Source organism: Leucobacter iarius (assembly GCF_039530105.1).
GTDB lineage: Bacteria > Actinomycetota > Actinomycetes > Actinomycetales > Microbacteriaceae > Leucobacter > Leucobacter iarius.
The window spans coordinates 523,136-547,508 of the sequence record NZ_BAAAOB010000001.1; the positions used below are offsets into that span (position 1 = coordinate 523,136).

At 71.8% G+C, this 24,373-nt stretch carries 26 protein-coding genes; 18 read left to right on the forward strand and 8 right to left on the reverse strand.

Translation table 11 applies throughout. The features are described from left to right. Nucleotides 1-4: 4 nt before the first annotated feature. Nucleotides 5-1,009 carry a pyridoxal-phosphate dependent enzyme gene (locus ABD169_RS02280; RefSeq protein ID WP_344028754.1) on the forward strand — a complete coding sequence of 335 codons (1,005 nt, stop codon included), beginning with the start codon at nt 5-7 and terminating at the stop codon, nt 1,007-1,009. 62 nt (nt 1,010-1,071) lie between these two features. Beyond that, a complete protein-coding gene (locus ABD169_RS02285; RefSeq protein WP_344028757.1) occupies nt 1,072-1,494 on the forward strand; it encodes a DUF1801 domain-containing protein in 423 nt (140 codons plus the stop codon). Nucleotides 1,495-1,551: 57 nt separating this feature from the next. Here ABD169_RS02285 and ABD169_RS02290 read toward each other — a convergent pair whose 3' ends face one another. Next, nucleotides 1,552-2,355, reverse strand: coding sequence for an SGNH/GDSL hydrolase family protein (locus ABD169_RS02290; RefSeq protein ID WP_344028760.1), 804 nt, complete (start codon nt 2,353-2,355; stop codon nt 1,552-1,554). A 68-nt stretch (nt 2,356-2,423) separates the two neighbouring features. Here ABD169_RS02290 and ABD169_RS02295 point away from each other — a divergent pair, with 68 nt between their 5' ends. The 6 genes from ABD169_RS02295 to ABD169_RS02320 all read left to right on the forward strand — a co-directional run bounded on the left by ABD169_RS02295 (nt 2,424) and on the right by ABD169_RS02320 (nt 7,117). Next, nucleotides 2,424-3,668 (forward strand): acyltransferase family protein, encoded by a 1,245-nt coding sequence (locus ABD169_RS02295; protein ID WP_344028764.1) that lies wholly within the window; start codon nt 2,424-2,426, stop codon nt 3,666-3,668. A gap of 67 nt (nt 3,669-3,735) precedes the next feature. Next, complete coding sequence (locus ABD169_RS02300; protein ID WP_344028767.1) at nt 3,736-4,116, forward strand: hypothetical protein; 381 nt, start codon at nt 3,736-3,738, stop codon at nt 4,114-4,116. 32 nt (nt 4,117-4,148) lie between these two features. Further along, nucleotides 4,149-4,826, forward strand: coding sequence for a response regulator transcription factor (locus ABD169_RS02305; protein WP_344028770.1), 678 nt, complete (start codon nt 4,149-4,151; stop codon nt 4,824-4,826). Next, entirely contained in the window at nt 4,823-5,770 is a 948-nt protein-coding gene (locus ABD169_RS02310; RefSeq protein WP_344028772.1) for a sensor histidine kinase, read from the forward strand. Before ABD169_RS02305 ends, ABD169_RS02310 begins: the two co-directional genes overlap by 4 nt. 157 nt (nt 5,771-5,927) lie before the next feature. Next, nucleotides 5,928-6,272 carry a hypothetical protein gene (locus ABD169_RS02315; RefSeq protein ID WP_344028775.1) on the forward strand — a complete coding sequence of 115 codons (345 nt, stop codon included), beginning with the start codon at nt 5,928-5,930 and terminating at the stop codon, nt 6,270-6,272. After that, on the forward strand, nt 6,269-7,117 hold the full coding sequence (locus ABD169_RS02320; protein ID WP_344028779.1) for a COG4705 family protein: 849 nt from the start codon (nt 6,269-6,271) through the stop codon (nt 7,115-7,117). The genes ABD169_RS02315 and ABD169_RS02320 overlap by 4 nt, the downstream gene beginning before the upstream one ends. 95 nt (nt 7,118-7,212) lie before the next feature. Here the strand turns inward: ABD169_RS02320 and ABD169_RS02325 are convergent, their stop codons facing one another. Both ABD169_RS02325 and ABD169_RS02330 read right to left on the reverse strand, forming a co-directional pair. Next, entirely contained in the window at nt 7,213-7,872 is a 660-nt protein-coding gene (locus tag ABD169_RS02325) for a response regulator transcription factor (RefSeq protein WP_344028783.1), read from the reverse strand. 10 nt (nt 7,873-7,882) lie between these two features. Next, complete coding sequence (locus tag ABD169_RS02330) at nt 7,883-9,199, reverse strand: sensor histidine kinase (protein ID WP_344028786.1); 1,317 nt, start codon at nt 9,197-9,199, stop codon at nt 7,883-7,885. A 189-nt stretch (nt 9,200-9,388) separates the two neighbouring features. Between ABD169_RS02330 and ABD169_RS02335 the strand changes: the two genes are divergently transcribed. The 6 genes from ABD169_RS02335 to ABD169_RS02360 all read left to right on the forward strand — a co-directional run bounded on the left by ABD169_RS02335 (nt 9,389) and on the right by ABD169_RS02360 (nt 13,710). Beyond that, entirely contained in the window at nt 9,389-10,174 is a 786-nt protein-coding gene (locus ABD169_RS02335) for a DUF5067 domain-containing protein (RefSeq protein ID WP_344028789.1), read from the forward strand. A 170-nt stretch (nt 10,175-10,344) separates the two neighbouring features. After that, on the forward strand, nt 10,345-10,581 hold the full coding sequence (gene rpmB, locus ABD169_RS02340) for a 50S ribosomal protein L28 (RefSeq protein ID WP_046454850.1): 237 nt from the start codon (nt 10,345-10,347) through the stop codon (nt 10,579-10,581). Then, nucleotides 10,581-10,748 (forward strand): 50S ribosomal protein L33, encoded by a 168-nt coding sequence (rpmG, locus tag ABD169_RS02345; RefSeq protein WP_046454849.1) that lies wholly within the window; start codon nt 10,581-10,583, stop codon nt 10,746-10,748. The genes rpmB and rpmG overlap by 1 nt, the downstream gene beginning before the upstream one ends. Nucleotides 10,749-10,750: 2 nt before the next feature. Next, entirely contained in the window at nt 10,751-11,056 is a 306-nt protein-coding gene (gene rpsN / locus ABD169_RS02350) for a 30S ribosomal protein S14 (RefSeq protein ID WP_046454848.1), read from the forward strand. Nucleotides 11,057-11,365: 309 nt separating this feature from the next. Then, a complete protein-coding gene (locus tag ABD169_RS02355; RefSeq protein ID WP_046454847.1) occupies nt 11,366-11,644 on the forward strand; it encodes an HU family DNA-binding protein in 279 nt (92 codons plus the stop codon). 71 nt (nt 11,645-11,715) lie between these two features. Beyond that, nucleotides 11,716-13,710 carry a bifunctional copper resistance protein CopD/cytochrome c oxidase assembly protein gene (locus ABD169_RS02360; protein ID WP_344028799.1) on the forward strand — a complete coding sequence of 665 codons (1,995 nt, stop codon included), beginning with the start codon at nt 11,716-11,718 and terminating at the stop codon, nt 13,708-13,710. Nucleotides 13,711-13,765: 55 nt separating this feature from the next. Here ABD169_RS02360 and dcd read toward each other — a convergent pair whose 3' ends face one another. Genes dcd through ABD169_RS02380 form a run of 4 tightly spaced genes read right to left on the reverse strand, consistent with a single transcriptional unit; the run spans nt 13,766 to nt 16,504 of the window. Continuing rightward, nucleotides 13,766-14,371, reverse strand: coding sequence for a dCTP deaminase (gene dcd / locus ABD169_RS02365; protein WP_046454845.1), 606 nt, complete (start codon nt 14,369-14,371; stop codon nt 13,766-13,768). Nucleotides 14,372-14,422: 51 nt separating this feature from the next. Continuing rightward, on the reverse strand, nt 14,423-15,262 hold the full coding sequence (locus ABD169_RS02370) for an SDR family oxidoreductase (protein WP_344028802.1): 840 nt from the start codon (nt 15,260-15,262) through the stop codon (nt 14,423-14,425). 10 nt (nt 15,263-15,272) lie between these two features. Continuing rightward, a complete protein-coding gene (locus tag ABD169_RS02375) occupies nt 15,273-15,755 on the reverse strand; it encodes a MarR family winged helix-turn-helix transcriptional regulator (RefSeq protein WP_344028804.1) in 483 nt (160 codons plus the stop codon). Nucleotides 15,756-15,790: 35 nt separating this feature from the next. Next, nucleotides 15,791-16,504: a TetR/AcrR family transcriptional regulator gene (locus ABD169_RS02380; RefSeq protein ID WP_344028807.1), complete on the reverse strand. Its 714-nt coding sequence runs from the start codon at nt 16,502-16,504 to the stop codon at nt 15,791-15,793. A 132-nt stretch (nt 16,505-16,636) separates the two neighbouring features. On the opposite strand from ABD169_RS02380, the gene ABD169_RS02385 reads away from it, so the two are divergent. The 3 genes from ABD169_RS02385 to ABD169_RS02395 all read left to right on the forward strand — a co-directional run bounded on the left by ABD169_RS02385 (nt 16,637) and on the right by ABD169_RS02395 (nt 22,578). After that, complete coding sequence (locus ABD169_RS02385) at nt 16,637-19,450, forward strand: MMPL family transporter (RefSeq protein WP_344028810.1); 2,814 nt, start codon at nt 16,637-16,639, stop codon at nt 19,448-19,450. Beyond that, complete coding sequence (locus ABD169_RS02390; RefSeq protein ID WP_344028812.1) at nt 19,447-21,486, forward strand: YhgE/Pip domain-containing protein; 2,040 nt, start codon at nt 19,447-19,449, stop codon at nt 21,484-21,486. Before ABD169_RS02385 ends, ABD169_RS02390 begins: the two co-directional genes overlap by 4 nt. A gap of 129 nt (nt 21,487-21,615) precedes the next feature. Then, nucleotides 21,616-22,578, forward strand: a complete 963-nt coding sequence (locus ABD169_RS02395) for a quinone oxidoreductase family protein (protein WP_425560958.1) — start codon at nt 21,616-21,618, stop codon at nt 22,576-22,578. Between the two features lie 77 nt (nt 22,579-22,655). Here ABD169_RS02395 and ABD169_RS02400 read toward each other — a convergent pair whose 3' ends face one another. After that, nucleotides 22,656-23,471, reverse strand: a complete 816-nt coding sequence (locus tag ABD169_RS02400; protein ID WP_344028817.1) for a BtpA/SgcQ family protein — start codon at nt 23,469-23,471, stop codon at nt 22,656-22,658. A 126-nt stretch (nt 23,472-23,597) separates the two neighbouring features. Here ABD169_RS02400 and ABD169_RS02405 point away from each other — a divergent pair, with 126 nt between their 5' ends. Further along, nucleotides 23,598-24,371, forward strand: a complete 774-nt coding sequence (locus ABD169_RS02405; protein ID WP_344028821.1) for a DeoR/GlpR family DNA-binding transcription regulator — start codon at nt 23,598-23,600, stop codon at nt 24,369-24,371. Nucleotides 24,372-24,373: the final 2 nt, after the last annotated feature.

The window sequence follows — 24,373 nt, forward strand, 5'->3', positions numbered from 1 at the left end:
CGGCATGATCACCCCGAGCGACGTCGATACCGCCGAACGCAGCATGTGGCGCTACCGCGCCGCGCTGCCGGAGCTGGCCGACGCCGAGCCGGTGAGTCTCGGCGAGGGGTGCACGCCGCTCGTCGCCCGCGACTGGGCCGGTGCGTGCCCGCGGTTCAAACTGGAGTGGTTCTCGCCGAGCGGCAGCTTCAAGGATCGCGGCGCGAGCGCGCTCGTCACCGCGCTGCGAGCGGCGGGTGCGACGGCGATCGTCGAGGACAGCTCGGGCAACGGCGGCGCGGCGGTCGCGACGTACGGGGCGGCCGCCGGCCTCGCGGTCACGGTGTTCGCTCCGGCCAGCACCTCGCCCGCGAAGCTCGTGCAGGCGCGCGCGGCGGGCGCCGCGATCGAGCTCGTTGACGGTCCGCGCGAGGCGTCGGAGGCGGCGGCGCTCGCCGCCGTGGCGCGCGGCGATGCGCACGACGCCGGGCACAACCGGCAGGCGGTGTTCCTGCAGGGTACGAAGACCCTCGCCTATGAGCTCTGGGAGGACCTCGGCTTCCGCGCGCCCGACGCGATCGTGCTGCCGGTCGGCGCGGGCAGCAGCCTGCTCGGCTGCGCCTTCGGCTTCGGCGAACTGCTCGAGGCCGGCGCGATCGATCGCCTGCCGCGTCTCTACGCCGCGCAGCCGCTGCACTGCTCGCCCATCGACGCGGCGTTCGCGGAGCCGGGCGCCGATCGGCCGGTGCTCCCGACCGTCGCCGAGGGCACCGCGATCCGCGCACCCGGTCGTCTCACCGAGATCCTGGCCGCGATCCGGCGGAGCGACGGCGGCACCGTCGCGGTGACGGAGGACGAGATCCGGGACGCGCACGCCGAGCTCGCCCGCACCGGGCTGTACGCCGAACCCACGAGCGCCGTCGCGGCGGCGGGTCTCACCCGGCTGCTCGCGCGCGGCGAGATCCGGGCGGAGGAGACGACGGTCGTCGTGCTCACCGGCTCCGGGCTGAAGTCGCCGCTCGCGGGCTGAGCAGCTGTGCCCCGTTTCGTCTACGGTGGCAGCACCCGGTACCCGAATCGTCAGGAGTCCTCATGGCAGCCAAGCAGCCCGCGATGTCGCCGTCCGAGATGCCCGTCGCCGAAGTGCTCGATCGCGCGACCGGAGCGCGACGCGTCGAGGCGGATGAGCTGCTCGCGCTCTGCGCGGAGCTGAGCGGGGAGCCGCCGGTCGTGTGGGCGGGGCGCATCATCGGATTCGGGGAGGTCGAGTACCGCTACGACAGCGGTCGCGGCGGTCGGATGCCGCTGCTCGCGTTCGCTCCCGGAGCGACGAAGCACACCGTCTACCTGGTCGACGACTTCGCGGAGCGCTGGCCGGATCTGATGTCGGGGCTCGGACCGCACCGCGCGAGCAAGGTCTGCCTCTATCTCACGCGCTTGACCGGCGTGGACCGCGGAGTGCTGCGCGAACTCCTCGAACGCTCGCTCGCCGAGTCCCTTCTCGGCGAGGACTGAGCACGCTCGAGCGGATCGTCACCGCCGAACGGGCGGTGATCCACGGGAGACCGCCGACTACCCTCGCGGCTCGATCCGCACCCAGTCGGGGTGCTTCGCCGTGCGGCCGTCGCCGCTCGACCGGCCCGTGAGTCGGCGCTGGATCCACGGCAGCACGTGCTCGCGGGTGTAGCGGAGCTGCTCGCGCCGGGTCGGTGCGGGCTTCGGGTCCGCGTCGATCACCCAGTCGGCGGGCGCCGCGTAGCCCAGTGCGCGCAGCACGTTGCTCGCGACGCGGTGGTGCCCGACCGGCGCGAGGTGCAGCCGGTCCGGCGACCAGTACTCGCGGCGCGCGAGCACGGGATCGCTCCAGTTGTCGCAGAACCGCACCCCGAGCTGCCCGGCTAGCGCGCCCGCCTCGCGCGTCAGCTCGTCGCCCTTCGCCCGCACGCGCCCGCCGCTCGGCAGACCCGCGGTCGGGTTCGCGCCGGCGAGCAGCAGCGGCGCCGCCTCGGTCTCGAGGATCCGGCGCAGCGCGCTGCCGGTGCGCTCCAGGATCCACGGGAGGTCGGTGCCGGGCCGCAGCATGTCGTTGCCGCCGCCGTTGAAGCTCACGAGCGTCGGGCCGAGCGCGAGCGCGGGCTCCAGCTGCTCGTCGATGATGGGCCCGAGCAAGCGTCCGCGGATCGCGAGGTTCGCGTACTCGATCGGGCGTCCCGCCGCATCGGCGAGGCCCTGTGCAACGAGGTCGGCCCAGCCGCGAACCGAGCCGTCGGGCTGCTCGTCGCCCACGCCCTCGGTGAAGCTGTCGCCGATCGCGACGTAGCGGATCGGGGCGTCGGCGGGGAACAGCGGGGCGGGAGCGTCGTCGATCGGAGGCACCTCGCCAGCCTACGCCCGGCCGCCGGAGCGCACGCTCGTCGGCATGCGCCCGCCCGTATGCTGATCCCGTGGCATCGAAGCTCCCCCGGATCCCGCCCGATCGCGACCTCTCCATCGACGCGGTGCGCGCGCTCTGCCTGCCCGTCGTCGTGCTGCTGCACGCCCTGCAGATGGGGATCTCCGGCGATCCCCTGCGGGCCTCGAACGCGCTCGCGCACTGGCAGCCGCTCGTCTGGATCACCTGGGTCGGCATGATCATGCCCACCTTCTTCATCGCGGGCGGCTTCGCCGGGATCACGACCTGGCGCAGACTCCGCGCGAGCGGCGGCACCGCGGGCGAGTACCTGCGGATCCGCGCGCTGCGGCTCGCCCGTCCCGTGCTGCCGGCGATGCTCGCGGTGCTGGCCGTGCTCGGCGTCCTCGCGCTCTGCGGCGTGGATCCCGAGTTCCTGCGCACCTTCGCGTTCCGGCTCGCAGAGCCGCTCTGGTTCATCGCCGTCTACGCGATCTGCACCGCCTTCGTGCCGCTCATGGCGAAGCTGCACCGTCTGGCGGCCTGGCCGACGTACTTCGGACTCGCGGGCGCCGCGGTCGCCGTCGACCTGCTCAGCCGCTTCGCCGGGCTCCCGATCGCCGCCCTCAACTGGCTCTTCGTGTGGCTGTTCGTGCAGCAGCTCGGCTTCGGCGTGCGCGATGGCTGGTACGCGAAGCGCCCCCGGTGGCTGCTCGTCGCGCTCGCCGCGGTCGCCTACGGCCTCATGTGCGTCGCGGTGTTCGGGCTGGGCTACTCGCCCGACATGCTCGTCAACCTGAACCCGCCGACCGTGCTCCTGCTGCTGCTCGGCCTCGCGCAGGTCTACCTCTTCACCCTGCTGCAGCCGGTGATCCGCGCGGTGGTGCGCCGCAGGCGCGTGCTGCTCATCGTCGGCGCGCTCGGCGTCTTCGGCATGACGATCTACCTGTGGCACACGGTCGCGATGGGCGTCGTGGTCGGGATCCAGCTGGCCGTCGGGCTGCCGTTCCCCGAACCGCTCACGGGCGTCTGGTGGCTGACGCGCGTGCCCTGGATCCTCGCGATCGCGGCCGTGATCGCCGCGCTCTGCCCGCTCGTGGCCCGGATCGAGCGGCTCTGGCCGAAGGAGCGTCCGGGGCCGATGCGCCTGTGGGCGGCGATCCTCGCGACCGCGCTGCTCGTGGTCGCGGTCGGTTGGGTCCTCACCCAGGGGTATCTCGCGCCGGGCACCGCCGGAGCCGTGATCGCGCTCGCCGCCGCCATCGCCTGGCTGACGGCCGGGCGGCCCGCGAGGAGGTGAATCGTGCGACGTCGAATCCTGCTGCTCGTACTCCCCGTCGTCAACGTCGGGGTCGTGATGACGGGGGGTGCTGCTCCCGCTCGTCGGGATCTTCCTCGAGGCGCCGTGGAGCCTCCTCTACGCCCTCTTCTATCTCCTGATCCCGTGCTTCATCCTCAGCACGGGCGCCGGGCTGCTGTCGGCCCTCGGTGCGTTCGTCGGTCAGTGGATCAGCGGGGGTCGAACCGAACCGGGAGGATTCCCGGCTGCGGATCGGGTGCTGCCGCTGAGCCTCGGCGGCCTCATCGGCGGACTGCCCCTCTGGGGCTTCCTGAGCTGGGTATGCCAGAGCAACGCGATCGTCGTCGCGCTGATCCTGCTCGGCGCCTGCGTGCTCGCCGTGCTGCTCGGCGGGGTCACCTGGTTGGTGGTGCGGCCGCGTCGACCGGAGGCTCCGCGGAATCTCTGAGCCGAACACTCCCTGCGGGCTACGCTGGCGCCATGCGGATCCTGATCGCCGAGGACGATGCGCGACTGCGCTCGGTGCTCGAACGCGCCCTGCGCGAGAGCGGCTACGTGGTCGACGCGCACGGCGACGGTCCGTCCGCGCTGTTCGCGGCGGAGACCGACGGCGCCGACCTGCTGATCCTCGACATCATGCTGCCCGGCGGGATCGACGGCCTCGAGGTCTGCCGGCGGGTGCGGGCGAACGACCCCGGCGTGCCGATCCTGCTGCTCACCGCGCTCGACGGCACGGCCCACCGGGTCGACGGCCTCGATTCGGGCGCCGACGACTACCTCGTGAAACCGTTCCGACTGCCCGAACTGCTCGCACGGGTGCGCGCGCTGCTGCGGCGCTCCGCGCTCGCGGTGCACCCGGTGCTCGAGGTCGGCGAGCTGCGCCTCGATCCCGCGGCTCGCGCGGTGCACTGCGACGGACGCCCCGTCGACCTCACGGCGCGCGAGTTCGCCGTGCTCGAGCTGCTCATGCGCAACCCCGGACGCGTGCTCTCGGCGAGCGACTTCATCGACCACGCCTGGGACACGAACTACGAGGGCTACAGCAACGTCGTCGCGTCGACGATCCGGCACCTGCGCGGCAAGCTGGGCGAAGCCGGGGCCGCCGACCGGATCGAGACCAGGCGGGGCAGCGGATACGTGCTGGAGGCGGCGCCGTGATCGTGCGCCGGGCGGTGCTGCGCCTCGCCGTGGTCAACTCCCTCGTCGTGCTCGGGATCGTGGCGCTCTTCGCGGTCGGGGTCGAACGCTACGCCTCGGCCGCGTTCGATCGCGACCTGCCCGGCCTGCCGGACGGCGCGAACGATGCGGCGGAGGTCGCGATCCAGAACCTGCGCGCGGGCCTGCTGATCTGCTTCGCCGCGCTCCTCCTCGTGGTCCCCGTCGCCTGCTGGCTGCTCGCCCGGCACAGCCTGCGCCCGGTGCGCGAGAGCCTCGAGACCCAGCAGCGCTTCGTCGACGACGCCTCGCACGAGCTGCGCACGCCGATCAGCGTGGCGCAGGGCGAGCTCGAACTCGCGCTGCTGCGGGACCGGGACCCCGAGGAGTACCGGGCCGCCATGCGGAGCGCGCTCGCCGCGCTCGAAGAGCTCGGCGCGCTCACCGGCGACCTCCTGCTGCTCTCCCGCGGCGACGCCGAAGCGCGCGTCGGCTCGTCGGAGCGCGGGCGGATCTCGGTCGACGAGCTCGCCCGCCGGGCGCTCGCCGCGGTCGACGGGACTCCCGGCGCGCCGATCCGCGTCGCGGAATCCCGCGACGCGGACATCGAGGGTTCCCCGGAACTGCTCGTGCGCGCCGTGGTGAACCTGCTCGAGAACGCGCGGAAGTTCACCCCCGCCGACGGTGAGATCCGGCTCGGGTTCGAACTGCCCGGTTCAGCGGTGCGGATCTCGGTCTCCGACACGGGCGCGGGCATGTCGCCCGAGGACGCCGCGCGGGCGTTCGACCGCTTCTGGCGGGCCGACTCCGCGCGCGCAACGCCGGGACGGGGGATCGGCCTCTCCATCGTGCGGCGTGTCGCGGAGCTGCACGGCGGTTCGGCCGAGATTCGGAGCACGCCGGGGCGCGGTACCACCGTCTCCGTCGAGCTGCCGTTCGCGCAGTAGCGGGGCCGGGCCCGCCCAGCGGACGTCCGGCTGCGCGTCACGTTCCCGTCACGCAGCGCTTCCTAGCGTGGGCGGTACGCCTCGGCTTGCCGGGGCCGGTGCCCCGACCGCCGGGGCCGGTGCCCCGACCGCCGGGGCCGGACGAAAGGACGCATCCATGCAGAAGCGCACGCGCTACGCCCTCGCCTCGGGGGCCGCTCTCCTCATCTCGATCGGCGGGATCGCCGCGCTCTCGGGCCCGGCGATCGCGGAGGGGCTCTCGGGCCACGCCGCGCATGCCGAGCACGCTGTGCAGGGTCACGGATCCGGCCGCTCCGCTGCGGCACCCGAGCGGTCGGACGGCGACGGCGAGCACGCCGATGATCGAGCAGAGACCGGCGGAGCGGATCGCGAGACCGCGGACGATCGGAGCACCGGCGAGAAGGCCGACAAGGCCGACAAGGCGGACGACGCCGAGACCGCGGACGACGCGGCGCACGCGTCCGGTGGAGCCGGCGAATGAGCGCGGTCCCGGCCGAGGCGGTTCCGACCCGCGCGGCTCGGCGCGCGGGCGGGTTCGACCGCAGCGAGCTCCTGAACAAGGTCCCCCAGGTTACGCTGCTGTTCTGGCTGGTCAAGATGATGTCGACCACGGTCGGCGAGACCGGCGCCGACCTGCTCTCGGGCACGCTCGGGTGGGGCATGCTCGCGACCACAGGTGTGGTCTCGGTGCTCCTGATCCTCGCGCTGGTCGCGCAGTTCCGTTCGCGCGCGTATCGGCCGGCCCGCTACTGGCTGGTCGTCGTGCTCATCTCGGTTGCGGGCACGCTCGCGAGCGACGCGCTCGTCGATCTCGCCGGGGTGCCGCTGTGGATCACCACCGCGATCTTCTCGGTGCTGCTCGCCGCCGTGTTCATCGGCTGGTGGACGAGCGAGCGCACGCTGTCGATCCACAGCATCACGAGCCCCCGGCGCGAGACCTGGTACTGGGCGACGATCCTCGTGACCTTCGCGCTCGGGACCTCGGGCGGAGATCTGCTCGGCGAAGCCCTGCAGCTCGGCTACGGTCCGTCGGCGGCGGTGTTCCTCAGCGCGGTGCTGGTCATCGCGGTGCTGCACTTCGGTCTGAAGCTCAACGGGGTGCTCGCCTTCTGGGCGGCCTACATCCTGACCCGACCGCTCGGAGCGTCGCTCGGCGACCTGCTGTCGCAGCCGGTGAAGGACGGCGGCCTGGGGTTCGGCACCATCCCCGTCAGCATCGTGTTCGCGGTGGCGATCATCGCGTCGGTGGTCTGGTTCGAACTGCGGGAGCGCCGGGAGCTCGGCTCGCCGATGCGCGTGCTGGCGGCCGAGACGGCAACCGCCTGAGGAGCGCAGGACGACGGAGAAATGCAGGATGACGGAGACCCTCGCAGAAGGCGTCCGTCATCCTGCACTTCCCCGTCGCGGCGCCCCCGGCCCGGCTATTCCAGCCCGGAGCGGGCGACGATGACCCCGATGTCGGTGCGGTTGCGGGCGCCCCACTTCTCGCGGACGGTCTTGAGCGCGGACTTGACCGTCGTCTCCGCGACGAAGCACTGCTCGGCGATCTCGGCGTCGGATGCGCCGCCGGCGACCGCGACGGCGAACTCCCGTTCCCGGTCGGTCAGCCGATGCATCTTCAGAACGGCGTCCTGCCGCTTCTCCGAGGTGCGTTCGGCTCGGACCCAGTGCGCGATCTCGATCGCCGCTCGGGGGGAGAACGGGGCTTCGCCGGCGGCGGCCGATCGGACCGACTCGAGGATCCGGAGCGGGTCCTCCCCTTTGAACACGAAGCCGACGGCGCCCGCGTCGAGCGCGCGGAGCACGATCCCGTCGTCGTCGAACGCGGTCATCATGAGGAATCGAGGGGCGTTCGGGGCGGTGGCGAAGCGCTGCACCGCGGTGATCCCGTCGACGCGGGGCATGCGGACGTCGCAGAGGACCACGTCGGGGCGCAGCTCATGGAGCGCGTCGGCGATCTGATCCCCGTCGGCGCACGTACCGACCACCTCGAGGTCGGCGGTGGTGCCGAGGATCGCCGCGACTCCGGCGGCCGCGAGGGCGTCGTCGTCGACGATCAGGATGCGGATGGGGGCGGTCACGCGCGCCAGTTTAGCGAAGCGGCGCGGAGGATCCAGGGGCGGTCGGAGGGCTCCAGGGAAGCCAGCAGTACATGGCGAAGGAGCCTTCGGTGGTGGCGCCGGCCTGGAAGACGCCGCCGAGCAGTTCCGCGCGTTCGGCCATGCCGAGCAGCCCGTTCCCGCCGCCGACCGTCGACGGGGTTCCGCCACCGGGCTCGGGCCAGTTCGCGGTGCGCAGGGTGAGACCGGTCTCGGGGCCGCCGCGCACCTCGAGGTGCAGCGCCGACGACGGGGCGTGCCGTCTCAGGTTCGAGATGGCCTCCTGCACGAGCCGGAACGCCGCGTGCGCGACACGGGGATCGCAGGACTCCGGATCCGGCACGAAGAGCTGGGCCCGCACATCCGTGCCGTGCCGTGCAGCGTCGTCGATGAGCGCGGAGAGTCCGGCGAGGGAGGACCGGCCCGACTCGGGCAGGTCGGGACTGCGGAGCTCGCGCACCACCTGCCGCAGGTCGTCGAGGGACCCCTGGGCTGACTCGCGCACGGCTCGGGCGGCAGCCGTCGTGCGTTCGTCGGTCTCGCCGACGGTCATCTCGAGCGCGCCGGCGTGGAGCGAGAGCGTGGAGAGACGGGCGGCGAGGGTGTCATGCAGTTCCCGGGCGAGCTCCTGGCGGTGCCGCTCCAGCTCGACCTCCTGATGCAGCACGGCGATGCTGCGCTCTGCGGCCGCCGTCCCCTGACGGGCCTCGTCCCGCTCGAGCCGCAGACGGCGGACGACCCCGACCGCGACGAAGGGCGCGATCGCGAACGCGGCGATCGCGGGCATCACCCAGTAGAGCGCCAATCGTTCAGGGGTGCCGGCCGCGGGGCTCCGGATGAAGGCCGACAGCAGCGAGGTCGTCGCTCCGATGTCCCAGGCGAGGGAGATCACCGTCGCGGCGTATGCGCCGACGACGAGCCCCCAGCGACGCAGCCCGGTCGTCGCAGCGATCGCGCTGGGCAGTGCGACGAGCGCGGGGAGTGGGGAGGTCGGGACCAGGGCGGTCAGGATGATCAGGCCGAGTGCGATGGCGACTGGCCACCGCCGTCGCCAGATCAGCAGGAGCGAGGCGCCGGCCATTGCGAAGGCGCCGATCATCGCGTAGCCCCGCAGCGCGGGCGGCAGGATCGAATCCTCGCCGGAGTGGATGCCGCCGGACGAGAAAACGAAGAATGCGCAGAGCAGGACGAGCAGGATCGACCCCGTGAGGGCGAGCGCGCGTCGTCCGGCCCCCCGCTCGGGAGGCCCGGCGGGGCCGGCGGACGACCGGCGCTCGCCGGTGTCCTGAGCGGGGGGATCGAGGGGCATGGACCGATCCTACGGGCGGGTCGCGGTGCTGCTGCACCCTCGTCGGCAGGGCATTCGGCGCGCGATCTCCCTCCCTTCGGTCAGCGGGTGCGACCGAAGGGAGGTGGGAGCTCCGGACCTCCCGCTGGTGTGCTGGAGGCACCGCGGAAGCGCATGCCTCGACCGGGGCCGAACAGAAAAGAGCAGAACATGTCGAATCCAGTGAATACGGGCTCACCCGCAGGGACTCCCGCGCGCAGCATCAACGCCGGAGCCTTCGTCGGCCTCGGCCTCGTGGTCGTCGGCTTCCTGGTGGCGCTGGTGCCGCTGGCCGGTGTCGTCGGCTGGCCGCTCATGCTGGCCGGGCTGATCCTGGGGATCATCGGGGCCGCGAAGAAGTGGAACCCGAAGTGGGCGAACATCACGAACATCGTGCTGGGCTTCGTAGGTCCCGGTCTCGCGTTGATGCTCGTGCTGGGCGGTCTGGCCGCGGCGGGGGGCGCTGCCGAGGGATCCGCGAAGCCGACGTCCGCGCCGAGCTCGGAAGCACCGGGTGAGAAGCCGGCCGCGACCGAGCAGCAGTCGGATCCGACGGCGCCCGCCTTCGCCGACGGGGTGCTCACGACGGCCGACGCGAAGATCGAGATCACGAAGCACGCCGTGATCCCGGTCGGTGCGGCGGGCAACGAGTACGGCACCAAGCCCGTGATCGCCTTCTGGTACCGGATCACCAATGTGAGCGGCGGCAGCCTCGACCCCACCACCGGGTTCATGACCGAGATCACCGCCTCCCAGGGCGACGGCGTCAAGCTGCAGGTCGGTCCGCTGCCGGACCCGGCGTTCCTCAACACCCAGCTGGACCGGATCGCCAAGGGGGCCAGTGCCGAGAACGCCATCGCGTACACGCTCGCCGATGACGCGACTCCGGTCGACCTGGTCGCAGCGGACGGGATCGGTGGCGCGGAGATCGGCCGCACGCAGTACACGATCAAATAGATCACCTTGCGGCAGACGCGATCCTGATCTAAGCTCGATCTTTGGCTGTGCGAACTCCCTTCGCGCAGACCGCACGGGGGCGATCCGGGGTTTCGGCTCAGGTGATGTCCCGTGCAGACAAGAGATCTTGGGTGGGGCCGTCCGGCTCCACGGTACTGAGAGGAATCACCATGGCAGCAGTGTGCCAGGTGACCGGCGCCGTTCCCGGCTTCGGTCACAACATTTCGCACTCGCACCGTCGTACCAAGCGTCGGTTCGATCCGAACATCCAGAAGAAGACCTACTTCGTGCCCTCGCTGGGCCGCAAGGTGACGCTCACCCTGTCCGCCAAGGGCATCAAGGTGATCGACGCTCGTGGCATCGAGGCCGTCGTTGCTGATCTGCAGAAGCGTGGGGTGAAGCTCTAATGGCAAAAGATAAGGACGTCCGTCCGATCATCAAGCTCCGTTCGACGGCTGGCACCGGGTTCACCTACGTGACCCGCAAGAACCGTCGCAACACCCCCGACCGCCTCGTGCTCAAGAAGTACGATCCGGTGGTTCGCAAGCACGTCGAGTTCCGAGAGGAGCGTTAATCATGGCCAAGAAGAGCATGATTGCGAAGAACAAGCAGCGCCAGGCGATCGTCAACCGCTACGCGGAGAAGCGCGCCGAGCTGAAGAAGGCCCTCGTGGACCCGAACGGGACCGACGAGAGCCGCGAGGCCGCTCGCGTGGGCCTGCAGAAGCTGCCCCGCAACGCTTCGCCGGTGCGCGTGCGCAGCCGCGACGTCATCGACGGCCGCCCCCGTGGCGTCCTGTCGAAGTACGGCGTCTCGCGTGTCCGCTTCCGCGACATGGCGCACCGTGGCGAGCTGCCCGGCATCACCAAGTCGAGCTGGTAAGCACCCGCTTCTGAACGAAGGGCCCGGATCCGAGAGGATCCGGGCCCTTCGTCGTTCTCGGGTACGGTTCTCGCGGACGCGCGTGAGCGCCTCCGAACGGTGCTCGGGAGGGGCCGGGGCGATCCCGAGACCCCGATTCGGGGTGATCTCAGCGTCCTCGAAGGGGCGAATCGCGGGAAATTCACCGAAATGCCGCGGTTTTTGTCGCGGTGTGGGGTAGATTCGGACGCGATCAACCGATCGATCCCCGTATCGGGGAACTTGCACACGATCAGAGGTCCGCACCCGGCGGCCCTGGGAGGACAGGACATGTCACTGAACAAGACTGAGCTCGTTGCCAAGATCGCTGCCGAGACCGGCCAGAGCCAGGCCGCCGTTGCCAGCGTCGTCGACGGGCTGTTCGCTGCGGTTTCCGAGACCGTCGCCGACGGCGGCAAGGTCTCGATCCCCGGCTGGATCTCGTTCGAGACCGCGACCACCGCTGCCCGCACGGGCCGCAACCCCCGCACCGGCGAGTCGATCGCGATCCCCGCTGGCAAGCGCGTGAAGGTGTCGGTCGGCAGCAAGCTGAAGGCAGCCGTCAAGTAAGTACGGCCTCGAAGAAGCCCCCGGCCTCCGGCCGGGGGCTTCTTCGCATCTGGGCCGCGTAGGCTGGTGCGGTGCCCCGTAATCTGCGCGTGATCGCCCCTGCCGTGCTGCTCGCCGTCGCCCTCGCGACGCTGTTCATCGGACTGAGCATCGGCGGCGGCGCCGACGAGCGCACCCTGCTCGACCCGGGCGCCGTCGTGCGCTACGGCCTGCCGATCTCGCGCACCATCGTCAACATCGCCTGCGCAGGTCTCATCGGGGCCGTGGTCACGGCCGTCTGGTCGCTCACTCCGGGCAAGCCCGAGCAGCGTGTCGCGCTCGACTTCGCGGCGGCATCGGGCGCGGTCCTCACCGTCGCCTCCGCTGCGACCCTCCTCTTCGCCTACGTCGATGTCTCGGGCAAGGCGTTCTCGACCGACGCCTCGTTCGGGGCGGGCCTCGCCCAGTTCGTCACCGAGATCGAGCTGGGTCGCCTCTGGCTCATCGAGCTGCTGCTCGCCGCGGCGACCACGGTCATGTGCTTCGCGATCCGCGAGCGCCGCATGCAGCTGATCGTGCTGGTCGCCGCGCTCAGCACCACCCTCCCCTTCGCGTTCCAGGGCCACGCCGCGGGCGCGTCGGGGCACGCGCTCGCCGTCAATTCGCTGCTGGTGCACCTGCTCGGCGCGGCGGTCTGGCTCGGCGGGCTCCTCACGCTCCTGATCCTCGCGCGGACGGTCGACAAGCAGCGGCTCTCCGACCTCGTGCGCCGCTACTCGCCGCTCGCGCTCTTCGCCTTCGTCGGCGTCGCCGCGTCCGGCGTCGTGAGCGCCTGGGTGCGTCTCGGCAGCCTGGACGCGCTGCTGAACACCGGCTACGGCCAGCTCGTGCTGCTGAAGACCTTCGCCCTGATTCTGCTCGGCGGCTTCGGCGCGATCCAGCGCGAGCGACTGATCCCGCGCATCGCCGGTCCGAACGGCGGCCGCGTCTTCGCCTGGTTCGCGGTCGCCGAGCTCGCGGTGATGGGCTTCGCGAGCGGCATCGCCGCCGCGCTCGGCCGCACCGCACCGCCCGTGTCGCAGGAGCCGGTGCGCGACGCCGATACGCTGCTGCCCCCGGCCGAGTGGCTGACCGGCGACAAGCTGCCGCCCGAGTTCACCCCGCTGAGCTATTTCACGGCCTGGAAGTTCGACCTCGCCTGGGTGCTCGTCTGCGTGTTCGCGGCCGCGCTCTACCTGGCCGGTGTCTGGCGGCTGAGGCGCCGTGGCGACCGCTGGTCGATCGGGCGGACGCTCGCCTGGCTCGCGGGTCTCGCGATGCTGTTCTACACCACCAACGGCGCGTTCAACGCCTACGAGCAGACGCTGTTCAGCGTGCACATGCTCGGGCACATGATGCTGACGATGCTGATCCCGCTCGTGCTCGTGCTCGGCGCCCCGGTGACGCTCGCGCTGCGCGCGACCGAGAAGCGCGACGACGGTTCGTGGGGCGGTCGCGAGTGGATCATGTGGATGGTGCAGACGCCGTACTCGAAGATCATCACGCACCCGGCGGTCGCCGCGGTGGTGTTCGCGGGCTCGCTCTGGATCTTCTACTTCACGCCCGTGTTCCGCTGGGCCATGACCGAGCATCTCGGACACCAGTGGATGATCATCCACTTCCTCATCTCGGGCTACCTGTTCAGCCTCTCGATGGTCGGCATCGATCCCGTGCCCTACCGGTTCCCGTACCCGCTGCGCCTCGTCACGCTGTTCGCCACGATGGCGTCGCACGCCTTCTTCGGCGTGACCATCATGACGGGCAACGGGCTGATGCTGGCCGACTGGTTCGGCGCGATGGGGCGCACCTGGGGTGCGCCTCCGCTCGAGGATCAGAACCTGGGCGGCGGCATCGCCTGGGGCATCGGCGAGCTGCCGACGCTCGCGCTCGCGCTCGTGGTCACCGTGCAGTGGTCGCGCAGCGACGCCCGCGAGCAGAAGCGCCGGGACCGTGCGGCGGATCGTTCGGGCGAGGCCGAGCTCCTTGAGTACAACGCGATGCTCGCGGCCCAGGCGGAGCGCGACGCGCGCTCCGCGCGGAAGCGGTAGCGGCCCCGGGGCGGGCCCAGCGGATCCGGGATCCGGTCGGGGTGCCTCGGCGGGGCTACTGCCCCGGCGAGCCCTCCGCGGTGACGGTGACGTCGGTGCGGTGGAAGTTCTGGAACGAGCGCGACGCGGTCGGGCCGCGCTGGCCGAGGTAGCGCGAGTAGGTCGCGCCGGCGCCGTAGGGCCGATCGGCGGGCGACGACAGCTTGAAGAAGCAGAGCTGACCGATCTTCATGCCGGGCCACAGGCGGATCGGCAGGGTGGCGACGTTCGACAGCTCGAGCGTGACGTGCCCCTCGAAGCCGGGGTCGATGAAGCCGGCCGTCGAGTGGGTGAGCAGGCCGAGGCGGCCGAGCGAGCTCTTCCCCTCGAGCCGGGCCGCGATGTCGTCGGGCAGCGAGACCTTCTCGAAGGTGGATCCGAGCACGAACTCGCCCGGGTGCAGGATGAAGCCCTCGGCGGGGTCGACCTCGATGAGCCGGGTCAGTTCGGGCTGCTCCTCGGCCGGGTCGATGACCGCGTACTTGTGGTTGTCGAAGAGCCGGAAGTAGCGGTCGAGCCGCACGTCGACGCTCGACGGCTGCACCATCGACGCTTCGCTCGGCGCGAGCCCGATGCGGCCGGAGGCGAGTTCGGAGTTGATATCGCGATCTGAGAGCAGCACGGGAACGATCCTACCGTCGGGATCGTTCCCGTGCCGTGCTCCGGGTGGCCCTCAGCCCTGCAGGTCCGCCATGATCTCGCCGAACTTCGCGCGGATCCCCTCCTCGTTCCACGACCACACGTCGTCTCCGCGGAGCACGGCGTCCGCGCCGCCGTCGCAGTAGATGGTCTGGCCGCAGCAGTGGGTGTTCTCGACGGAGGTGAGCCAGAGCAGCAGGTCGGCGATGCTCTCGGGGCCCTGGTGCCCGTGGAGCGGCATCGGGACGACCGCGTCGACGAGCGCGGATCCCTCCGGGGTCGAGAGCAGTTCGGCGGTCATCGGGGTGACGACGGTGCCCGGGCCGACCGCGTTGAGCGGGATCCCGGAGCCCGCCCAGCGGGCGCCCGGAGCCTCGCGGCGCACCCATCGCGAGATGGCCTGCTTCGAGGAGGAGTAGATGAGCGTGCCCGTCTCGGGATCCTGCTCGAGCTGCGCCGCGATGGCGAGCGCCGAGGCCTCGTCGTCCGAGAGCAGCGCCTCGACCAGAGGCGGCGCCACCGGCTGCAGCGACGCCATCGACGAGATCAGCGCCGCACGGGGCGCGGCGGCACGGATGAGCGCCGGCTGCATGGCCTCTAGGAACTCGGTCATGCCGAAGTAGTTGACGGCGGCCGTGACGACCTTCGGGATCGCGAGGCCGGCGCAGGCGATGACGGCGTCGACGGTGCCGCCCGCGAGCCGTGTCGCCTCTTCGGCGGCGGCGAGTCTTCCCGCTCGGTTCGAGAGGTCGCCCGCGACCTCGACGTCGCGCAGGTCGACCCCGATGACGGTGTCGCCGCGATCGCGGAGCTTCTGCGCGGTCAGACGTCCGATGCCGGATGCGGCTCCGGTGACGACGAAGGTGCGTGCCATGGTGATTCCCTCATTCCTCTCCGTTCCCCGGTGCGGGGTCGGGGCGGAGGAGCCCGCCCACGAAGCGGTGCAGCAGCGCGCCGAGCGCGCGCACGTCGGCCGGATCCCAGTCGGCGGTGGCGGCGTCGACCATGCCGACGCCCGCCGAGAAGAGCCGGCGGTAGACGTCCTCGCCCGTCTCGGTGAGTTCGACGGTGGCGGCGCGGCGGTCGGCGGGATCGCGGCGGCGCTCCGCCAGTCCGGCCTCGGTCAGCCGGGCGACGAGTTTGGAGGCGGACGGGCGCGTGAGGTGCAGCTCGTCGGCGAGGACGCTGGGCCGTGCGCCGCCGCCTGCGACGCCGAGCAGGTAGACCGCGCGGACCGCGACGGGATCGAGGGAGACGCCGCACTCGGCGGTGATGCGCCGCTGCAGCTCGAGCGAGGACCAGCGCGACATGAGCCGGGTGAGTTCGCCCAGCAGGGCGGCGTGCGGGTGCGCGGGGTCCGAGGTCATGCCCCGACCCTACGCCCAGTGGTTGCCTGAGGCAACTAGTTGGGCGGCTGCTCCGCGTCCGATCCGTCGGCAGCGGTGGCCGGCTCGGTGATCGCGAAGAGCAGGTCGGCCGTGTGCCGCCCGAAGCCCGTCAGCCCGTCGGGAGCGTCCGGGCCCTGCAGCGCGCTCGCCCGCATCGCCCGCTCGAAGAAGTCGGTGAGGATCCCGAGCGCCCGCTCGATCGGGAGCACGAAGCGGCGCCCGGCGGCGCCGACCAGGCGCTCGATCACGGGTGCCATCTCGGCGCACACCTCGACCGAGAACTGCACGTGGCGCGGGGCGAGCTCGGGATCGCGCAGGGCGAGCAGCAGGAACTCGGTCTCGAGCACGTACCAGGTGGTCGCCTCCTCGCCGGTCTGCAGGAAGTCGGCGAAGAACTCGGTGACGAACGCGGCGAGGTCGTCGCGGTCGAGGGTGCAGCTGCGCTGGCGCAGCTCGGGCATCGAGCGCTCGGCCGCCGCCTCGAGCGACTCGAGGCGCTTGCGCAGTTCCTGGCTCAGCAGCTCGAGGAAGAGCTCCTCCTTGGTCGAGAAGTTCGAGTAGAAGGCGCCGCGGGTGAACCCGGCGCGCTGGCAGATCTGCTCGACGGACGCGGAGCCCAGGCCGACCTCGGCGAACACCTCGAACGCGGCGGCGAGCAGGCGCGCGCGGGTCTCCCGGCGACGGGGGGTGGTCGAGACGGACTCGTCCTCACGATCTGCGGTGCGCATGCTCACATCCTCTCAGTGCGCGGGCCGCGGCCCGGCGTTCAGGCGGCTCGAAGCCGATGTGGATACAGTACTGTATCGAAACGGATACACTCCTGTATCGAAACCGCTTCGCGATCCTCACGGAAGGACGCCATGTCGTCGATGCTCTACGCGCTCGGGCGCTTCGCCGCCCGCGCGCGCACCCTCATGCTGCTGCTCTGGATCGCGGTGCTCGCCGTGCTCGGCACGGGGGCCGCCGTCTTCGGGCAGGGTGCTAACGCGCCCATCACGATCCCCGGCACCGAGTCGCAGCAGGCGCTCGACTCGCTCGCCCGCACCTTCCCCCAGGTCAGCGGCACGAGCGCCCAGATCATCGTGGTCGCGAAGGACGGGCAGCGCGTCGACGAGGAGCCCTATCGCGGCGAGATCGAGCGGGCCGCGAAGGCGCTCGAGGGCGTGGACGACGTCAACGCCGTGCAGACCCCCTTCGGGCAGGTCGCGGCGGGCCTCGCGAAGGACGGCAGTGCCGCCCTCATCACCGTGCAGCTGAAGGGCACCGCGAGCGAGGTGCCGAAGGCGACCCTCGACGAGGTGAAGCACGCGAGCGACGCGCTCGCGAAGGAGCTGCCGAGCGGCGCGAAGGCCTCCTACGGCGGCGAGGTGTTCAACATGTCGGTGCCGGGCATCAGCCCCACCGAGGCCATCGGCGTGGTCGTCGCCTTCGTCGTACTGATCCTCACCCTCGGATCCCTGCTCGCCGCGGGCATGCCGCTCCTCATCGCGATCCTCGGCGTCGGCGTCGCGATGGCGGGCATCATCTTCACCACGGCCTTCGTGCCGCTCACCTCGACCACGCCCATGCTCGCGCTCATGCTCGGTCTCGCCGTCGGCATCGACTACACGCTGTTCATCGTGAGCCGGCACCAGGAGCAGCTGCGCGCCGGCCTCGATGTCCGCGAGTCCATCGCGCGCGCCACCGCGACCTCCGGCTCCGCCGTGGTCTTCGCCGGGCTCACCGTGATCATCGCGCTCGTCGGGCTCAGCGTCGCGGGCATCCCGTTCCTCACCGCCCTCGGCGTCGCCGCAGCCGCGGCGGTCGCCATCGCCGTGCTCATCTCGGTCACGCTCACGCCCGCGATCCTCAGCATGGCGGGCGAGCGGATCCTGCCCCGCAAGCAGCGGAAGCAGCGGGCCGCGCTCGTGACGGGCGGGGATCCTGCGACTCGCGAGCTCGCGCAGGATGACGAGGGCCGCCCGACCGGCGCGGACGCGCACGGTGCCGCTCCCGCGGTACCGAAGACCCGCGCCGAGCGGTTCTTCGGCGGCTGGGTGCGTCTCGCCACGAAGAAGCCGATCATCACGATCGTGGCGGTGCTGCTCGCCGTCGGCGCCGCGGCGATCCCCGCGCTCGACCTGCGTCTCGCCCTGCCCGACGCCACCGCGCTGCCGGCCGACGACCCGGCCCGCATCACCTCCGAGCTCACCTCCGAGCACTTCGGCGCCGGCGCGACCGGACCGCTCGTCCTCACCGGATCCATCGTCGCGAGCAACGACCCGGTCGGGCTGATGAACGACCTCGCCGACGAGGTGCGCAAGGTGCCCGGCGTCGCCGAGGTGCCCCTGGCCACGCCGAACGCGACCGCCGACACCGGCATCATCCAGGTGGTGCCCGAGGCCGGTCCGCACGCCGAGAGCACCGCGAAGCTCGTCGACGCGCTCCGCGCGAAGCACGACGCGTGGGAGCAGAAGTACGGCGTCAGCCTCGCCGTCACGGGCTTCACCGCCGTCGCCATCGACGTCTCCAACCTGCTCGCGCAGGCGCTGCTGCCCTTCGCCGTGCTCGTGGTCGGCCTCTCGCTGATCCTGCTGGCGATGGTGTTCCGCTCCGTCTGGGTGCCGATCAAGGCGACGCTCGGCTACCTGCTCTCGGTCGGCGCGGCGTTCGGCGCGGTCGTGGCCGTGTTCCAGTGGGGCTGGTTCGCCGACCTCCTGCACGTCCCCACCACCGGTCCCGTGCTGAGCTTCATGCCGATCATCCTCATGGGCGTGCTCTTCGGCCTCGCCATGGACTACGAGGTGTTCCTCGTCTCCCGCATCCGCGAGGAGGTCGTGCACGGCGCCGACGCGCAGACCGCGATCCGCACCGGCTTCGTGGGCTCGGCCCGCGTCGTCACCGCCGCCGCGATCATCATGTTCGCCGTGTTCGCGGCCTTCGTGCCCGAGGGCGACGCGAGCATCAAGGTGATCGCGCTCGGCCTCGCGGTCGGCGTCTTCGTCGACGCGTTCCTCGTGCGCATGACCCTCGTCCCCGCGGTGCTCGCCCTGCTCGGCGATCGCGCCTGGCGCATGCCCCGCTGGCTGTCGCGGGTGCTGCCCGTGTTCGACGTCGAGGGCGAGGGACTCGCCCGCGAGCTCGCGCACGAGAACTGGCCGCCCGACCAGCCCGACGCCCGGATCGCCGGCGACGAGCTGCTGCTGCGCGGCGGTGCCCGCGTCGCGAGCCTGCGCGTCGGGCCCGGCGAGGCGCTGCGCATCGATCCGAAGCAGCCCGGCGGAATCGCGCTCGCCGAAGCGCTGAGCGGCCGATCCCGCATCGTCGCGGGCACCCTGCGCGTCGCCGGGCTCCTGCTGCCCGAACGCGCGGGATCCCTGCGCCGCCGCGCCGCCTGGGCGACCCCGGCGACCGTGCGCGAGGCGACCGGCGACCGTCCCGAGCTGATCGTGCTCGACCTGCGGGGCGGGGCCACGGACGCCGGGGCGCGCGAGATCCGATCCGCGCTCACCGCCGCCGGCGTCGAGGCGGCCGGTGCCGCGACCGTCGTCGTGATCGCCGACGCCGCGCTCGCCGCGGCCGCGCTGCCCGCGGGCACGACCCTGCGCGAAGCCCGCACCGGTGCCGTCGAGGCGGCCGATGCCGAACGGGCCGGCAGCCCCGAGACCGCCGCACTGATCGGAGGAGACCGATGACCCCGGACGCGACCGCGACGGCCGGACGCCGCATGACCTGGCGCACCGTGCTCGGGCTCGTGCTCGTCCCGCTGACCGTCGCCGGGCTCCTGCTCTGGGGGCTCTGGAACCCCGACGACCGGCTCGGCGAGATGCAGGCCGCCGTCGTGAACCTCGACGAGCCCGTCACCGTGAACGGTCAGCCGGTGCCGCTCGGGCGCGTGCTCGCCGGCAAGCTCGTCGGCGAGGCCGGCGCGAAGAACGACGACGGCACCAACTTCACCTGGGTGCTCACCGACGCGAAGGACGCCGAGCAGGGCGTGCAGGACGGCCGCTACGCCACCTCCGTCACCATCCCGAAGAACTTCTCGGCGGCGGCGACCTCGCTGTCGAAGGCACCCGAGGATGCCGAGCGCGCGACCATCGACATCGCGACGAGCGACCGCGGGCGCCTGCTCGACGGCACGCTCGCGCAGGCGGTCACGCAGGTCGCGACGAGCACGCTCAACGAGCAGCTCGGATCCCAGTTCGTCGGCAACGTGTTCGTCGGCATGAACCAACTGCACGACGGCGTCGGCGATGCGGCGAAGGGCGCTCGCGGGCTCGCGAGCGGCGGCGCCCAGCTCGCCGACGGCGCGTCGAAGCTCGCGACCGGGACCGAGCAGCTCGCCAGCGGCACCCAGGAGCTCGCGACCGGTGCTCAGCAGCTCGCCGATGGGCAGGGCGCGCTCGCCTCGGGCGTGCAGCAGTACACCGCGGGCGCGTCGACGCTCGCGGAGAACTACACGGCGCTCGCGCAGGGCGCGCAGGAGGCCGTCGGGAAGCTCAAGACGCTCGTCGGCGAGTTGGGGAAGCTGCAGGCCGCCGCGCCGGAGGCTCAGGCGGAGCTCACTCAGGGCCTCACCGAGGCGGTCGTCGGGACGAAGACGCTGCAGGGCACGATCCCGCAGCTTGTCGCGGGCTGCCGGGCGGCGGCGACGGCGAATCCCAGCTACTGCGACACTCTCGAAGCGACGCTCACCGCACAGGCCGGGGCCATCGACTCGGGACTGGGCAAGACGCAGGCCGGAGCCGGGAAGCTCGGCAAAGCGATGGAGGGACTGCAGGCCGCAGGCGGCGACTCCGGCAGTACCGGAGGCGATCCCGTCGCGAAGCTCGACCAGCTCTCGGCCGGGCTCGATCAGTTCGGTGCGGGCTTGAACCAGTTCGCGTCGCAGGGCGGCGAGCTCGCCTCGGGCGCCGCGCAGTCCGCCTCGGGTGCCGCGCAGCTGAGCACGGGCGTCGGGCAGCTCGCCGCGCAGACGCCCGAGCTCGCGAAGGGCGCGACGCAGCTCGCCGACGGCACCCGCAAGTCGGCCGACGGGGCGACGCAGCTCGCGAACGGCCTCGACAGCGCGGTCGCGAAGATCCCCAACTACTCGAAGGGCGAGCGCGAGACGGTCGCCGATACGGCGGTGCGCCAGGTCGAGGCGAAGGGCGACAGCGCCCTGTTCTCGTCCGCGGGCGCTCCGCTCTTCGCGGGGATCGCGCTGTGGGCGGGTGCGCTCGCCATGTTCCTCGTGCTCGCGCCGCTGTGGCGCCGTGCGCGCACGGCGGCCCGCTCGGTGCCCGCGATCGCGCTGCGCAGCGCCTGGCCGGTCGCGCTCCTCGGTGCCGGGCAGGGCGCGCTGGCCGGCATCCTCGTGCCGATCGCGCTGAAGCTCTCGCTCGGCGAGGGCGTCGGGTTCTTCGCGCTCGCGATCCTCGCCGGCGCGGCGTTCGCGCTGCTCGTGCAGGGGATCGTCGCCCGCTTCGGCGGCCTCGGCCGGTTCCTGGCGTTCGCGGTGCTCGTGGTGACCCTCGCGGCCGGCGTCGTGTCGACCGCGCCGGGCGTGCTCCGCGCGATCGGCGACGGCAGCCCCGTCGGCGCGGCGCTCGGAGGATTCCAGGCGGTCGTCTCGGGCGGCGCCGGCGTCGGAGGCGCGATCCTCGCGCTCGTGCTGTGGGCGCTGGGCGGACTCGCGCTCACGGCCTGGGCGGTCGCTCGTGAACGCAGGGCGCACGCCTCGGCCTCCTGACCCGGCGCGGCTCGCGCCGAGTGAACGCGGGTACAGGAATAGCAGCCGCATATCCTGTACGCGCGTTCACTCGACCGCTGAGAACGACGGAATAGCCGCGCGGGCGCCCCGGTTGCACCCGGCATGACGATGCACGCGGTGGTGGCAGGGCAGGCAGGCGGACCCGAGGTCCTCGAGTGGCGGGAGGTCGCCGACCCGGTCGCGGGGCCGGGCGAACTGCTCGTCGAGACCGCGGCGGTGGGGGTCAACTTCATCGAGACCTACCAGCGCTCGGGCGTCTACCCCGTGGCGTTCCCCTTCATCCCCGGCGCCGAGGCCTCGGGCACGGTGATCGCCGTCGGCTCTGACGTCAGCGGCTTCGTCGTCGGCGACCGCGTCATCACGGCCGAGGCGAGCGAGACCTACGCGGAGCGTTTCGTCGTCTCGGCGGAGCGGGTCGCCCGGCTGCCCGAGTTCATCGACGTCGCCGATGCCGCGGCGATCCCGCTGCAGGGCCTCACCGCGCACTACCTGGCGACCTCCGCGGCCGATCCGCGGGAGGGCGACACGGTGCTGCTGCACGCCGGCGCCGGCGGGGTCGGGCTGCTGCTCACACAGCTGCTCGTGGCGCGCGGGGTGCGGGTGCTCACGACGGCCTCGACCGCGGAGAAGCGGGAGCTGAGCCGTGCAGCCGGCGCTGCCGAGTCGTTCGCCTACGAGGGCTTCGCCGATCGGGCGCGCGAGCTGACGGGCGGTGCCGGCGTCGCGGTCGTCTACGACGGCGTCGGCAAGGACACCTTCGACGAGTCGCTGCGCGCGCTCCGGGTGCGCGGCGAGTTCGTGCTGTTCGGCGGTGCGAGCGGCCAGGTTCCGCTGTTCGATCTGCAGCGTCTGAACGCGGGCGGATCGCTGTCGATCACCCGCCCCTCGCTCGGCCACTTCCTGCTGACCGCCGAGGAGCGGTCGTGGCGCTACGGCGAGCTGTTCGCAGCGCTCGAGGCGCGCACCCTGCAGTTCCGCATCGGCGAGAACTCCGACCTCGCCAATGCGGCGGACGCGCACCGCGCGCTCGAGGGCCGCGGCACCACCGGCAAGGTCGTGCTGGAGGTCTGAGCCCCGAAACGTCGGATCCCCGGTGCCGACCGCACTGCCCTGCGGTCGGCACCGGGGATCCGGCGCGAGATGGTTCCTTAGAGCGCGTCCCGGAACGCGCGGGCCTCGCGCATGAGCTCCTCGACGCGGGAGCGTTCCACCTCGTTCTCGAACTTGCCGTCGTGCTTGAAAGTGGTGCCGATCACGGCGCCGTCGGCGACGGCGAGCTGCTCGGCCACGTTGTGCGCGCGCACGCCCGTGTTGACGAACACGGGGGTGTCGCCGGCGTTCTCCTTGACGATGGAGAGCGACTGCGTGTCGGTGGGGGAGCCCGCGGTGAGGCCCGAGACGCAGAGCGCATCGGGCTTGCAGGCGAAGACGGTCGACCGGGCGATCGACGCGAGATCGCGGTCGGCGAGGTACTTCGCCGATTCGGGGACGATGTTGAAGAGCAGCTTCACACCGGCCGCGCCGATGCGGTGGCGGTGGCGTGCGACCTCGCCCACGTTGGTGTCCCACAGGCCGAAGTCGCTGGCGTAGACGCCGGTGAAGATCTCGCGCACGAACTTCGCGTCCGTCGCGGTCGCGAGATCGATCGAGGCGCGTCCGTCCCACAGCACGTTCACGCCGTAGGGCACCGCCAGCTCGGTCTGGAGCTCGCCGATGATCCGGGCCATGGTGATCGCGGTGATCGGCTCGGTCTTCGTGAGGTAGGGCAGGCTGAACTCGTTCGAGATGAGGACGCCGTCGACGCCGCCCTCCTGCAGGCCAGCGAGCTCGCGCTTGGCGCGATCCACGATCGCCGCGACGCCGGCCGTCGAGTCGTAGCCGGGGTCGCCGGGCATGGCGTCGAGGTGCAGCATTGCGACGACGGGTTTGCGCGTGCCGAAGACGTCGGGAAGCCAGTTGGTCATCCGTTCCTCCGCTTTCTGAAGATCTGTGAAAGTTGATGTGAAGAATTCACGAGTAGCTAAACACAAGTGAGGGAATAACACAACGAGTTGGCCTATGGTGGATCCAGACTGGCTTGGAGGCGGTGCATGGAGGCGCAGGAGCGACGAGACCTGATCGAGCGCAGGATCCTCTCCGACGGGGAGGCGACGTTCAAGACCCTCGCGGTCGAGTTCGCGGTCTCGGAGATGACCGTGCGCCGCGACCTCGAGCTGCTCGAGCAGACGGGGAGCGTACGGCGGATCATGGGCGGCGCGATCGCGGCCCGCGGCACCGCGGTGGAGCCCGGATTCGAGATCCGCACCCTCGTGGGCGCGAAGGAGAAGGTCAACATCGCGCTCGCCGCGGTGGAGCACCTGATCCCCGGCGAGACGGTGGTGCTCGACAGCGGCAGCACCGCACTCGCGGTCGCCCGCACGATCGTGGGCCGCGGGCTGGGTCTCACCGTGGTGACGCCGAGCATCCTCGTCGCGATGGAGCTGCACGACGAGCCCAATACGACGGTGCTGGTGACCGGCGGGACCGTGCGTCCGGGCGAGCTCAGCCTGATCGGCGCCGAGTCGGTCGAGGCGTTCGAGCGCTACAACTGCGACACCTACATCATGGGCGTCTCGGGGGTCGACGGGAAGCGCGGACTCTCGGACTACAGCAACGACGAGGGCGCGGTGAAGCGCGCGGCGATGCGCGCGGCGGGCCGGGTGATCGTCGTGGCCGATGCGTCGAAGCTCGGCAAGGTCCACCTCACCAACGTCGCGCAGCCGGGCGAGATCGACCTGCTGATCACCGACGGCCCGATGGATCACCCGGCGCTCGTCGGCCTGCGGGCGGCGGGCGTGTCGGTGGAGTGCGTGCCCGCGCTCTGAGC